Source organism: Stenotrophomonas sp. 278, from assembly GCF_003935715.1.
Lineage (GTDB): Bacteria > Pseudomonadota > Gammaproteobacteria > Xanthomonadales > Xanthomonadaceae > Stenotrophomonas > Stenotrophomonas maltophilia_AH.
This window is the reverse complement of sequence record NZ_RHPP01000116.1, coordinates 1-13,468: the sequence shown is the minus strand read 5'-3', so window position 1 is coordinate 13,468 and position 13,468 is coordinate 1. Positions and strand designations below refer to the sequence as shown.

Sequence of the window (13,468 nt, the reverse complement as noted above, 5' to 3'; positions counted from 1 at the left end):
CCGCGCGACGTTCGCGCGGGTGCTGACCCAGGACACGCCGCTGCTGCTGCTGGACGAGCCGACGGCGGCACTGGACCTGCGTCACCAGGAACGCACGCTGCGCGCAGTGCGCGAACTGGCGAACAACGGTGCCTGCGTGATCGTGGTGGTGCACGACCTCAATCTGGCGGCCGGCTATGCCGACCGCATCGTGCTGCTGGAGCAGGGTCGGGTCGCGGCCGACGGCACGCCCGACGAAGTGCTCACGCGCGAACACATCGAACGCGTGTACCACCAGCACGTGCTGGTGTTGCGCCATCCGCAGCGCAACGTGCCGCTGGTGGTGGTGGCGGATTCCTGATCCGCGCCAACAATTCGGATTGCATGGTGCACCTAAAGCCGGGCTCGCCCGGCTGCTGTTGGTTTTTGGCGAACAGCCGGCAGTCATCGGTTCTCTGGGGTGGCGGTGGCCATCGAAGATCAAAATCAACGACAGCTCCGATCCATTGTCATGCGTTACCGATCGCTGACAATCTCACTGCCGTCGTCTGTCGACCGACGCTACCAATGTCTTTGGCCGGCGGCCACGGAAGATCAACAGCACGCAGCCTCGGTAGCGTCGGTCGACAGACGACGGCAGTGAAGTCCCCACCATTCGGTAACGCATGAACACGGATCGACATTGCCGTTGATCTGGGATTTCCCATGGACCAAAGCACGTAGTGCAGCAGCCGAGGGTTGTTCGCCAAAAATCCAACAGCAGCCGGGCAACGCCCGGCGACCCGTAGATCACGCAATCACATCACCAACCGAATGTCGCCGTCGCCATCACCGTGCGGCCGCTGCCGTAGTAGCAGGACGAGACGCCGGTGCAGGTGGACACGTAGCGCTTGTCAGAGAGATTGCTGGCGTTGAGGGCCAGCTGGACGTGGGTGCTGCCCAGCTGGCCCAGGTCGTAGCGGATGGCCGCGTCGAACAGGGTGTAGGAGGGAATGCGGTACAGGTTGGCGCTGTCGCCGTAGCTTTCGCCGTTGTAGCGTGCACCGGCGGCCAGGCTCAGCCCGCGCAGTGCGCCGGCCTGGAAGGTGTAGTCCGCCCAGAACGAGGCCGTGTAATCCGGCACCATCGCCAGCTGCTTGCCGGAATAGGCGCTGGAACGGATCATTTCCGAATCCATTCGTGATGCCGCACCGATCAGGCTGAAGCCCTCGAACGGCGTGATGCGCCCTTCCAGTTCGATGCCGCGCACACGGCCCTCGTCACCCTGGATCGAGCAGACGGTCGTGCCCGTGCTGCCGCAGTTGCGGTGCGCCGGGTTCGGGTCGTCCACGATCATGTTCTGCTGGCGCAGGTCGTACACCGCAAGTGTCAGCAGGCCATCGACATTCGCAGGCTGGTACTTCAGCCCCGCTTCCCACTGCTCGCCGGTGACCGGGTCGAACGCGTCGCGGTTGAAGCTGTCCAGCGGTGACTTGGTCGACGGCTGGAACGACTCGGCGTAACTCACGTACGGTGTCAGTCCGTTCTCGAATACATACAGCACGCCCGCACGGCCGGTGAACGCCTCGTTCTTGATCACATTGTGCGGGCCGGGCTGGGAAATGCCGGTGGCGATGTTGCGGGTCGCACTCAGCGTGTCGTCCTTGGTCCAGTCATAGCGACCGCCCAGGGTGAAACGCCAGTTCGCAACCGCCAGCTGGTCCTGCAGGTAGACGCCGCTCTGGCGGTTCACACCGGCGGTTGGCGTTTCCGTGCTCACCGTGGGCTGGTAGTTGTAGTACACCGGATTGAACACATCGATGGCGCGCGGGTTGCTCATCGCGCTGCGCACGCCTTCCCAGTCCGCCCGTTGCCAGTCCCAGCCCAGCAGCAGCGTGTGGTCCACCGCACCGGTGCTGAAGCGTGCCTGCAGGCGGGTGTCGAACGTGTCGCCGTCGGAATCGCCCGTGCCCTGCACGCCGCGGCGGTTCTGGGTGCGGCCATCGGCGTTGAGCGCGCCGAAGGTGACCACGCCCCGGTACAGTGAATCCACGTGGGTGCGGCGCGCGTTCTGGATCAGCGTCAGGTGGTCGTTGAATGCGTGCTCGAACATCCAGCCCGCCGTCCACAAGGTGCGGTCGAAGGTGTTCCAGCCCGGTTCGCCGATGAAGGTGGTGTTCTTCATGTAACCGTACTGCGTGGGCTGCAGCGTGCTGGCCATCGGCAGGAACTGATAGGTCGAACCGCCGTCATCCTTCTGGTACATGCCCAGCAGGGTGAGGCGGGTGCGCTCGGCGATCTGCCAGGTGTAGCTGGGGGCCAGGAACCAGTGCTCCTGTTCGGTGTGCTTGATCTGGGTGTTGCCATTGCGGTACAGGCCGACCAGCCTGCCCAGGTGGGTGTTGTCGGCAGTGCCGGCACCCACGTCGAAGGCGGCGCTGTATTGCCCGTTGGCATCCACGCCCAGGCGCAGCAGCTGCTCCTGGCCCGGCGTCGGGGTCTTGCTGACCTGGTTGACCATGCCGCCCGGTGCCATCTGACCGTACATCACCGCCGACGGGCCCTTCAGCACCTCCACGCGCGCCAGGTTCCAGCTGTCGAACATGCTGCGGTTCCACTGGCTGCCTTGCGGCGCGCGCATGCCATCCAAAGTGACATTGTTGGCCCAGCTGCCGGCATCGAAGCCGCGGATGCGGAAGTCATCGACACGGTTGTCGATGCCGCTGCTTTCCAGGCTGACACCGGCGACGTAGCGCATGGCGTCATTGAGCGACTGCACGCCGCGCGCGTCCAGTTCCGCACGTTCAATCACCGAGAGCGACTGCGCGGTTTCCGAAATCGCGGTGCTGGTCTTGGTGGCACCGCTGGTGCTGTTGGTGGTGCGGTAGGCGTTGACCTGGACGCTGTCGAGTTCGGTCGCGTTCTGGGCGAAGGCGGCCGGTGCGGCTGCGGCCAGTACGCAGGCAAGCGCAAGCCGGCTGGGGGTCAACCGAGGGAAACGGGCGGGGGAGAAGGACATGGGGCACTCGAAATTCGGAAAGGGCGCAGGCGCTGGCCTGTGCGCGCTAACCGAAGCGGCTACCAGCGTCGAAACCGCCGTGGATACGACGTTGCGTGACGCATTCTAAAAGTTAAATCTGCATGATGCAATTGCGACCTATTCGCATATACAGAATATTGGTGCCGACCGGCTGTTGCACCTGTATTGCTTGTCAGGCGAACTGATCGCCTGTGTTCCATGGATGGGTGCAATCATCGCTTGCATCCCTCAATCAGAGGTCTAGAATGCGCCCCATATCCCGGACCTGAACCGAAATGACCTTGATGCCGCTCCTGACGTTTTTTACCCAGAACCGCGTTCGCGCGGAACGGGCGCGTCTGCCTTGCGGCTCAGGCGGTTGACCGGATTCCCGGTCACTCCACAGATCCCAGACAGAGCGCCCACCGGGCGCTCTTTTCGTTTCAGCACCGCAACCCATCGATGACCAAGGAGAACGTGCCATGCACCTGATCGCCGAGCCCCAAACCTGGCCGCACGCCCGTTAGCCAATGACGGCGTGCGGCTCTCCCAACGTTGGCAACGAGATCGCATTCCATGAACACCCAGAACACCCTCAACCTCCGGCGCAACCTCGGCATCATTGCCCATATCGACGCCGGCAAGACCACGCTCACCGAACGCCTGCTGTGGAAAACCGGCGAGATCCACCGCGTGGGCGAAGTCCACGACGGCGCGACCACCACCGATTTTTCGGCGATCGAGCGCGAGCGTGGCATCACCATCGGTGCCGCCGCCGTGCAGGCGCATTGGGCCCCGCGTGACCAGCCCCTGCATCACCTGACCCTGATCGACACCCCGGGCCATATTGACTTCGCCATTGAAGTGGAGCGCTCGCTGCGCGTTCTGGACGGCGCGGTGGCGGTGTTCTCCGCCGTGGACGGCGTACAGCCGCAATCGGAAACGGTGTGGCACCAGGCGCGTCGCCACGGCGTTCCGCTGATTGCGTTCGTCAACAAGATGGACCGCATCGGTGCGTCGTTCGAACGCGTGCTGGATCAGCTGCAGGACAAGTTGCAGGCGCGACCGTGGGCGCTGGGCGTTCCGATCGGTGCCGAAGCGGCTTTCAGCGGCTGGGTTGACCTGGTTGATCGCAGCGTGGTGCGCTGGGACGAAGCCGGCACGCCGACCCGTAGCGGCTGGGGTCCGGACGAACACGCCCAATGGGAGTCCGAACGTGCGCGTCTGGTTGAATCGGTTGCCGACCATGACGAGCTTCTGGCAGACCTGTGGCTGGGCGGTGGTGAGGTCGGTGCAGCGGCGCTGCGTGCGGCGTTGCGCCGGGCCACGCTGGCCGGGGCGGGCGTGCCGGTGCTGGCAGGTGCGGCGTTCAAGAGCAAGGGCATTGAAACCCTGCTCGACGCCATCGTCGACTATCTGCCGGCACCGGAAGATCGTGCGGCGGTGGTTGCTGAAGACGCCCGGGGTGAGGTGGTGCTGCCGCCGGACGCAACCGGTCCGTTGGCGGCGCTGCTGTTCAAGATCACCCATCAGCATCACGGTGCGCTGAGCTTCGTGCGCCTGTACTCGGGCACGCTGCGGGTGGGCGATACGTTGGCCAGTTCGCAGCATCCGCAGGGACGGCGGGTAAGCCGGCTGGTGCGGGTGCAGGCCGACCAGACCCACGACATCCAGCAGGCGATGGCCGGCGACATCGTGGCCGTGCTGGGCTGGAAGAATGCGGTGAGCGGTGAAACGCTCAGTGCGCCGGCCCATCCGCTGCGGTTGGACGCGATCCAGGCGCAGCAGGCTGTGCTGGCGTGGCGTCTGACCGCGGAGAAGGCCGCCGACCTGATCCGCATCAGCCAGGGCCTGGCCAGCCTGGCCCAGGAAGACCCGTCGTTCCGTGTCGACACCGATGCGGACACCGGTGAAACCCTGGTCTGGGGCATGGGCGAGCTGCACCTGGAGGTCATGGTGGAACGCCTGCGTACGGAGTGGAACGTCAATGTACGTACGGGGACACCACGCGTGGCCTACCAGGAAACGCCGCGGCAGGCCGTGCGGGCGGTGGAAGGCAAGGTGGTCAAGCAGACCGGTGGTTCGGGTCAGTTTGCCCGCGTGGTGATCGACGTGGCCCCGCGCGACGATGGCGAGGTCAACTTTGAGGATCGCACCGTGGGCGGGGTGATTCCGCGCGGGTTTGTGGCGGCGGTGGAGAAGGGCGTGCGTGCAGCGCTGTCGGAAGGCCCGCAGGGCCACCCGGTGGTGGGCCTCACGGTCACCCTCATCGACGGCGAGACCCATGCCAAGGACTCCTCCGACATGGCGTTCCACCGCGCCGGTGCGGAAGCGGTGAAGGCCGCGCTGGCCCAGGCCGGCACGCGTCTGCTGGAGCCGGTGATGGAGATCGCCATCCATGTGCCGTCGGTGCATGTGGGCGACGTAGTGGGCGACCTCAACCGTCGTCACGGACGGGTGTCGTCCATTGATGACCTGGGCGGTCGAGCGGAGGTGGTCGGCATGGCACCGCTGGCGCAGTTGTCCGGGTACACCACGGCACTGCGCTCGCTGACCCAGGGACGGGCATCGAGTGACATGCGTTTCACCGGTTATGAGGAAGTACAGGCCGCATGAAGCGGGGAGGGGAGCCGGGTTGCTGGCTCCCCTTTTTATTTGGGGTTCCGACGACACGCATGGCGTGTCGCTACAATGGGGCGAACGAAACTGGAATTCTGCGCCATGACGACTTCGCATTTCTATCCGGTCGGTACGCCGGGCCAGCCTTGGGGCGACGACGAACGCACACAGTGGCGGCAGCGGCAGATCGTCCAGCGCAGCCACGCGCGCGATGTGGTTGAGGTGGTGCAGGATCTGCCGGCGACGCTTGAGGTGGTGCGGTACGGTGTGCTGGAAACTGGTCCGGACCGTTATCCGCTGCTGGCCGTGGTCAGCCGGGACTGGGATGACGCTTTGCCGACCGCGCTGGTCACCGGTGGCGTGCACGGTTATGAAACCAGTGGCGTTCACGGTGCGCTGCAGTTTCTGCAGCAGCATGCAGGTGAGTATACCGGCAGGCTCAACCTGGTCGTAGTGCCCTGCGTATGCCCCTGGGGCTACGAGCGCATCCAGCGCTGGAACCACGACGCGGTGGATCCCAACCGCAGTTTCCGCAATGGCGGCCTGATCGTGGAGTCCGCCGCGCTGATGAACTGGATCGATGCGCAGGACATCAAGCCCTTGGTGCACCTGGACCTGCACGAAACCACGGACAGTGACGCGCACGAATTTGATCCTGCGCTTGCCTCGCGTGATGGCAAGGCCTGGGTGCCGGAAACCATCCCGGATGGTTTCTATGTCATCGGCAACAGCGAAAACCCCGAGCATGCGTTCCAGAAGGCGCTGATCGCCGCAGTGGAGCCCATCACCCACATCGCACCGGCTGACGCGCAGGGGCACCTGGTGGGGCTGCCCCTGCAGTCGCACGGGGTGGTGTGGGGCGAGTCGCGCTCGATCGGGGCCTGCGCCGGCTTCACCGATGCCCGCTTTGCCACCACCACCGAGGTCTATCCGGACAGCCCGCGGACCAACGCCGCGGAGTGCAATGCGGCGCAGATGGCGGCGGTGCGCGCGGGTCTCGACTTCGCGCTTGCGGCGCGCTGATCCGTGACTGTCCGCACGGCGAGCGGTTCCACACCGAATCCGGCGGCCGCCGACGACGGTGACGCGCTGCATTTCTGCAGCACCTGTGCCTTTTCCGAAGCCTGCATGTCGCAGGGTTACGACAAGCAGGCGCTCGGCGAACTGCACGTGCTGGTGGACCATGTCGGGCCGTTCAAGGCCGGGGAGTATCTGTTCCGCGCCGGTGATCCTTTCGACGCCATTGCCGCCGTGCGTGCGGGCATGGTCAAGACCTTTCTGGTCGACAGCCAGGGGGTGGAGCAGGTGCTGGGGTTCAGCCTGCCGGGTGAGGTGATCGGGCTCAACGCGATCCATGGTGCCCGCTATCCGTGCAATGCGGTCGCGCTGGACACGGTGTACCTGTGCCGGTTCTCGTTCCCAAAGATGAGCGTGCTGGCCAGCCGCATGCCGGGGTTGCAGGCGAAATTGTTCAGCCTGCTCAGCGCGGAGATCGGAAAGGTGACCACGCTGGCGGCCAATCACCGGTCGGATGCACGCCTGGCTGCGTTTCTGCTGGACCTGTCCGCGCGTTATGCGCAGCGTGGCTTTTCGGCGACACGTTTCAACCTGACCATGACCAAGCTGGACATCGCCAACTACCTGCGCATGGCCCCTGAAACCACCAGCCGGGTGCTGCGTCGTTTCAGCGACGAGCAGCTGATCGCGGTGAACCAGCGCGAGATCGTGCTGCTGCAGCCTGAGCGCCTGCAGGCGCTGGCCGACGTGGACCCGCTGCCGTCGGCAACGGCAGCCCCGTAGAGCGGGGCTTGCCCCGCTGCTTCTCGCGGTACCGTCGAAAGCAGCCGGGCAAGCCCGGCTCTACAGGTCTTCGCCATCATCGCCACCCCGTTGGCAGTCGGGTGCCATGATCGCCATTCCGTTGGCAGTCCCGTTGGCAGTCGGGCGGGTCAGTAAAGCTCGCAGTGCAATCGTCCCTGCTCACGCAGCAGGCTCCACGTATCCGCCTTCCCGAACGCCGCAGCACCCAGCTGATTGATGGCCTGCTGCAACGCGCCGTCCAGATGCCGCTTGTTGCCGCACAGGTACAGGTGGGCGCCGCGTTCAATCAGGTCAGCAACCGACCCAGCCTGCTCGGCCAGTACATGCTGCACGTAGTACTTGTCGCTGCCATCGCGTGAGAACGCGGTATGCAACCGGGTGATCCAACCCTCGTCCTGCCAGGCCTGCAATTGCGGCTGGTACAGGAAGTCCCGGGCACGGTGCTTTTCACCAAATAACATGTGCACTTCACGTGGTGCGCCGGCGTTGGCCAGCTCCTGGACAAGCCCCATCAGCGGCGCGATGCCGGTTCCGGTGCCGACCATCAACAGGGGAGCTGTGCTGTCGGCAACGAGATGAAAGCCCGGATTGGAACGGCAATACACCTTTGCCGTTGCGTCACCATGCAGCAGACCGGAGGTGGCTGTGCCCACGCGCTCGCGCCCGTTGCGCAGATAACGCACCTCGCGGATGCACAGACTTACGCTGTCGCCGCCGGATGAGGCAATCGAGTAGGCACGCGGCAGACACGGCGACAGCCGTTCCAGCAGTGCCGGCAGCGGTACGCTGTCCGGGGTGGCGTGGTCTCTCAGCACGTCCAGCAGGTCGGCGCCATGCAGATAGGCCTCCAGTGCGGGGCGCTGGCTGGACTTGAGCAGCTCTTTCAGGGGCTCGCTGCCGCTCATCCTGGCCAGATCGCGCAGTAATCCCTTGCCCAGTTGACGCAGTTCACGGTGGCGCAGCAGTTCAGTCGCAGCGGGTTCGCCGTACCAGTCCGCCAGCGCCTGCAACAACGTCGGATCATTCTGCGGCACCACATGCAGGGTGTCGCCGGCACGCCAGTGCATGCCGCTGCCGCGCAGGTCCAGCTGCACCTGCCACGCGGCGGGCTCACTGAGGCTGAGCCGCCGACGATCGATGATCGGTGCAACGAACGCATCGTCGGCGCTGTAGGCGCTGACCTGCAGGTGCAGGTCGCGGCCCGCGTCCGGGGCTCCGTTCAGCACCTCGCCCAGCACCGGTGCCCACTGCGCGAAGAAGCCTTCATAGCCGGCATCCGCATCCACACGCTGCAGCAGCGGTTGCGCCTGCTTCTCGCCCAGCAGGGCATCGAGTGCCTTGGTGAAGCCGCAGAACCGGGGGTAGCCGGTGTCGCCCAGGCCGAATACCGCATAACGCAGCCCGGGCAGGGCGGGGTGCTGGCGCAGCGCGTCGGCGAAGCGTTCGGCGTTGGCCGGCGGCTCGCCGTCACCAAACGAGCTCGACACCGCCAGCAACACGTCGCCCGCGCCCAACCCGGCGACGTCAATGTCGTTGAAGGGCAGCACCTGCGGCGCGTGCGCGGTCAAGGCCGGGAACGTGCCCAGGCGCAGCGCAAGGGCACGGGCATTGCCGGACTCGGAGCCGTAGCCCACCAGTACGCGGCGGATCGGAGACATGATCAGGCGGCCTGGTAGAAGTCGTCGAACTTTTCCTTGCTGAACTCCACCGCATCAAACTGCGCCATCAGGTCGTTCACCACCCGGCGGATGCTGATGTAGCCGTTGATCTGACCCGCGTCGTCGAACAAAGGTTGTACCGTGGTGTCGACGACATACAGCACGCCACCCTTGCCGAGGTTCGGCACGATGCCGGTCCAGGTCCTGCCGGCCTTGATGGTGTCCCACATGTCCTTGTACACGGCCTTGGGCACATCCGGATGACGCACCATGCTGTGCGGCTGGCCGATCAGTTCTTCGCGCTTGAAGCCGGTCAGCGTACAGAACAGGTCGTTGGCATAGGTGATGTTGCCCTGCAGGTCGGTGGTGGAGATGACCATCACGCTCTGTACGGCGTCAAGCAGCTGTGCGGTGGTGGGTTGGTAGGACATCGGATCTTCCTCGTGGTGTCAGCGGCGATTTCGTTGACAGCAGCGTGCGCCGCCGACCGGATTTCCGACATGACATTGGTCAAGGCGGCACCAGCGCCCCCTGCGGCAGGGTGTCGCAGCCGCGCTACCGTAGTTTCCTGCGTAGAACTACTGACGCCGTGCGGGGAGGGTTCCTGCATGATCGACAGGACGTCCTTGCTGAATACTGGTGGCTGCCATGAATTCCACTGTCGTCAAGATGACGCGCGCCCAGCTCACCGCCATGGTGGTGGGCGGGATGATCGGTGCGGGTATCTTCTCCTTGCCGCGCACCTTTGCCGGCGCGACCGGGCCACTGGGTGCAGTGGTGGCCTGGCTGATCGCCGGTCTGGGCATGTACACACTGGCCCGGGTGTTCCAGATGCTGGCCGAGCGCAAGCCGGCGCTGGATGCGGGTGTGTTCGCCTATGCCAAGGAAGGATTCGGCGACTACCCGGGCTTCCTGTCTGCCTTTGGTTACTGGATCGGCAGCTGCATCGGCAACGTCTCCTACTGGGTGTTGATCAAGTCCACGCTGGGAGCGTTCTTCCCGGTGTTTGGTGACGGCAACACCGTGGTGGCCATTCTGGTGGCGTCCGCCGGCATCTGGCTGTTCCATTTCATGATCCTGCGCGGCGTGCAGCAGGCCGCGGCAATCAACAAGATCGTCACCATCGCCAAGGTGATTCCGATCCTGGTGTTCCTGGCGATCATGGCGTTCGCCTTCAAGATGGACATGTTCCAGTTCAACTTCTACGGCGGCGACCTCACCGGCAGCATCTTCGAACAGGTTCGCGCCACCATGCTGGTCACCGTGTTCGTGTTCCTGGGCATTGAAGGGGCAAGCGTGTACTCGCGCTACGCGAAGGACCGCTCCGACGTGGGCGCGGCCACCGTAACCGGCTTCCTGGTGGTGACCACGCTGATGGTGCTGGTCACCTTGCTGCCGTATGCGGTGGTTCCGCGGGCTGATATTGCCGCCATGCGTCAGCCCTCAATGGCGGCGTTGCTGGAGGCGGTGGTCGGGCATTGGGGCGCGGTGTTCGTCAGCGTGGGCCTGCTGGTCTCGGTGCTGGGGGCCTACCTGACCTGGTCGCTGATCTGCGCGGAGGTGTTGTCCGCAGCTGCGCGCACCCGCGACATGCCCAAGGTGTTCGCGCGTGAGAATGCCAACGGGGTGCCATCGGCCGCACTGTGGGCGACCAACATCATCATCCAGCTGATCGTGATCAGTACCTACTGGTCGCGCGATGCCTTTTCGCTGATGCTCAACCTGACCAGCGCGATGTCGCTGATTCCGTTCCTGCTGGTGGCCGCGTACGGCCTGCAGGTGACGCGACGGGGCGAGACCTACGACATGCGTCCGCAGGAACGCAACCGCGACCTGTTCCTGGCTGTCGTGGCCACGATCTACACCGTGTTCCTGCTGTATGCCGGCGGCATCGAGTTCATCGTGCTGTCGGCGGTGCTGTACGCACCGGGCAGCCTGCTGTACCTGTGGGCGCGGCGGGAACAGGGCGCGAGGGTGTTCAACAAGCCATCCGACGTGGTGATTCTGGCGCTGGCGGTGATCGCGGCCGCCGTGGGCATCTACTGGATCGCCACCGGCTACATCCAGATCTGATCGCGGCATACGGCCCTGGCAACGGCGATGAGCCCGCCCTCCGACCGCCGCACCTTGAGCCTGCTCGAGCTGACCGCACTGGTGGTCGGTTCGATGATCGGGTCGGGCATCTTCGCGCTGCCCGCCGCCTTCGCCACCCGCACCGGCATCTACGGTGCGCTGCTTGCGTGGGCCATCGCCGGCACCGGCATGCTGATGCTGGCGCTGGTGTTCCAGTCGTTGTCACGGCTGAAGCCCGAACTGGACACCGGCATCTATGCCTATGCGCGGGCCGGCTTTGGTGACTTCGCCGGGTTGCTTTCGGCGGTGGGCTACTGGCTGGGGTGCTGCCTGGCGGATGTGGCCTGCCTGATTCTGATCAAAGCCACGCTGGGGCTTTTCTTTCCGATGTTCGGCGATGGCAGCAATGCACTGTCCATTGTGTGTGCGTCGCTGCTGCTGTGGGGGTTTCACTTCCTGATCCTGCGCGGGATCAAGGAAGCCGCATTCCTGAACACCGTCGCGACGGTGGCCAAGCTGGTCCCGCTGGCGGTGTTCGTGGTGTTCGTGGTGCAGGGCTTGCGCGCCGATGTGTTCGCATGGAACCTGTGGGGCGGGGACGCGCCCGGGGCGGACACCCTGCTGCGACAGGTACGTGGCACGCTGCTGCTGACCGTGTTCGTTTTTGTCGGTATCGAAGGGGCCAGCGTCTACTCACGCTACGCGCGACGTCGCGAGGATGTGGGCATTGCCACGGTGGCCGGGTTCCTGGGCGTGCTGTGCCTGCTGGTGATGGTGACGGTGCTGTCTTACGGAATCCTGCTGCGCCCGGATCTGGCTGCGCTGCGCAATCCGTCGATGGCCGGGGTGATGGAAGCGGTGGCGGGGCGCTGGGGTGCGGTGTTCATCAGCGTCGGGCTGCTGGTGTCGGTGCTGGGCAACTACCTGTCGTGGTCGTTGCTGGCCGCGGAGGTGCTGCATTCGGCCGCACTCAACGACGCCATGCCGCGCGCACTGGCCGGCGAGAACCGGGCCGGGGTGCCGAGCACCGCGTTGTGGCTGACCAATGGGGTGATCCAGCTGTTCCTGCTGGTGAGCTGGTTCGCCGAGTACGCATTCACCCTGGCCTTGATGATGACCAGTGCGATGACGCTGGTGCCTTACCTGCTGGTGGCTGCGTATCAGTTGAAGCTTGCGCTCGGCGGGCAGGGCCGAGGTGAGGCGGCGTCGGCCGCGCGCATGCGCTGGATCGCCGGCGGCGCGACCGTCTATACCGCGGCGATGCTGCTGGCCGGGGGCAGTCGCTATCTGCTGCTGTCCAGCCTGCTGTATCTGCCGGGTGCGCTGCTTTTCTGGGCATGGCAGCGGCATCGGGGCATTGCGTTCCGTCCCGCCGAGACCCTGGTACTCGGGCTGCTTGCCGGTATGGCAGCGGTGGCGGTGTACGGGTTGGTCAGTGGACGGTTGCAGCTGTGAACGCACTGGCGCGGTCACGCTTGCCGTCCTGGCTGGTGAACGCGGTTCGACCGTGGCGCGGCCCGCTATGCCGGACCGGAGAGGTTCTCGGTGCGTTGTGTTTCATGGCGTCGCTGACCCCCAGCCTGGTACCGCGCGGCTACATCGCGCAGGGGCTGTTGAGCGGCGTGTGTTTCTCCCTCGGGTATCTGCTGGGGGTTGGGCTGTCGGGTGGATGGCGGCTGTTGCAGCTGCCCGAGCTGGGCCGGGGCCGGCTGCAGCAGGTGTTGCGCTGGCTGCCACTAGCCTGCCTGCTCGGCTGCGCGGTGCTGGTGTGGTGGGTGCGCCCCTGGCAGGATGCGGTGCGCGGCGTGATGGGGCTGGCACCCATGGAGCAGACCTATTCGCTGCGGCTGTTGCTGATCGCGTTGATCACATTCGGGGTGCTTCTGGCGGTGGGGCGGGCCTTTGTCTGGGTGGCGCGCCGCGTCGGCAGGGCCGCGCGTGGGCGCGTTCCGGCCCCGGTGGCCGGCGTTCTGGGCATCAGCGTGGCGGCGGTGCTGTTCTTCTTCCTGGCCAATGGCGTGCTGTTGCGTGGGGCGTTGCATCTGGCGGATGCGTCCTTTCGCCAGGCCGATGCGCTGATTGCACCCGATCAGCGTGCCCCGACCGATGCATTGCAGACCGGCGGGCCGGGTTCCTGGGTGAGCTGGGAGCAGATGGGCCGTGCCGGCCGCGACTACGCCAGTAGTGGCCCCTCGGCGTCGGAGATATCTTCCTTGATGGGGCGGCCGGCGCTGCGTCCGCTGCGGGTTTACGTCGGCCTGCCAGCAGCGGACACGGCGCAGGCGCGGGCGCGGCTGGCCCTGCGTGAGCTGCAGCGGCA

9 protein-coding genes and 1 pseudogene are annotated in these 13,468 nt (G+C 65.4%); 7 read left to right on the top strand and 3 right to left on the bottom strand.

Translation table 11 applies throughout. The annotated features are described in order from the left end of the window. Positions 1-340, top strand: a pseudogene (locus EGJ34_RS16590) (hemin ABC transporter ATP-binding protein); the annotation flags it as partial. A 441-nt stretch (positions 341-781) separates the two neighbouring features. On the opposite strand, the gene EGJ34_RS16585 reads toward EGJ34_RS16590, so the two are convergent. Beyond that, a complete protein-coding gene (locus tag EGJ34_RS16585; protein WP_125361598.1) occupies positions 782-2,977 on the bottom strand; it encodes a TonB-dependent siderophore receptor in 2,196 nt (731 codons plus the stop codon). A 576-nt stretch (positions 2,978-3,553) separates the two neighbouring features. On the opposite strand from EGJ34_RS16585, the gene fusA reads away from it, so the two are divergent. The 3 genes from fusA (at position 3,554) to EGJ34_RS16570 (ending at position 7,396) form a co-directional block, all read left to right on the top strand. Beyond that, the gene (gene fusA, locus EGJ34_RS16580) at positions 3,554-5,593 is read left to right on the top strand and encodes an elongation factor G (protein WP_125361597.1); all 2,040 of its coding nucleotides are present in this window, start codon (positions 3,554-3,556) and stop codon (positions 5,591-5,593) included. 105 nt (positions 5,594-5,698) lie between these two features. Beyond that, complete coding sequence (locus EGJ34_RS16575; RefSeq protein ID WP_125361596.1) at positions 5,699-6,619, top strand: M14 family metallocarboxypeptidase; 921 nt, start codon at positions 5,699-5,701, stop codon at positions 6,617-6,619. A 3-nt stretch (positions 6,620-6,622) separates the two neighbouring features. Beyond that, positions 6,623-7,396: a helix-turn-helix domain-containing protein gene (locus EGJ34_RS16570; RefSeq protein ID WP_125361595.1), complete on the top strand. Its 774-nt coding sequence runs from the start codon at positions 6,623-6,625 to the stop codon at positions 7,394-7,396. 149 nt (positions 7,397-7,545) lie between these two features. Here EGJ34_RS16570 and EGJ34_RS16565 read toward each other — a convergent pair whose 3' ends face one another. Together EGJ34_RS16565 and EGJ34_RS16560 are read right to left on the bottom strand one after the other, a co-directional pair. After that, a complete protein-coding gene (locus EGJ34_RS16565; protein ID WP_125361594.1) occupies positions 7,546-9,075 on the bottom strand; it encodes a sulfite reductase flavoprotein subunit alpha in 1,530 nt (509 codons plus the stop codon). 2 nt (positions 9,076-9,077) lie between these two features. Beyond that, entirely contained in the window at positions 9,078-9,506 is a 429-nt protein-coding gene (locus EGJ34_RS16560) for a PAS domain-containing protein (RefSeq protein WP_125361593.1), read from the bottom strand. A 217-nt stretch (positions 9,507-9,723) separates the two neighbouring features. Between EGJ34_RS16560 and EGJ34_RS16555 the strand changes: the two genes are divergently transcribed. From EGJ34_RS16555 to EGJ34_RS16545, 3 genes are all read left to right on the top strand, one after another. Next, a complete protein-coding gene (locus EGJ34_RS16555; RefSeq protein ID WP_125361592.1) occupies positions 9,724-11,148 on the top strand; it encodes a basic amino acid/polyamine antiporter in 1,425 nt (474 codons plus the stop codon). Positions 11,149-11,175: 27 nt separating this feature from the next. Beyond that, positions 11,176-12,603 carry a basic amino acid/polyamine antiporter gene (locus tag EGJ34_RS16550; RefSeq protein WP_125361591.1) on the top strand — a complete coding sequence of 476 codons (1,428 nt, stop codon included), beginning with the start codon at positions 11,176-11,178 and terminating at the stop codon, positions 12,601-12,603. Positions 12,604-12,707: 104 nt separating this feature from the next. Beyond that, a partial coding sequence (locus tag EGJ34_RS16545; protein ID WP_312023037.1) for an alpha/beta-hydrolase N-terminal domain-containing protein occupies positions 12,708-13,468 on the top strand: 761 nt, incomplete at its 3' end.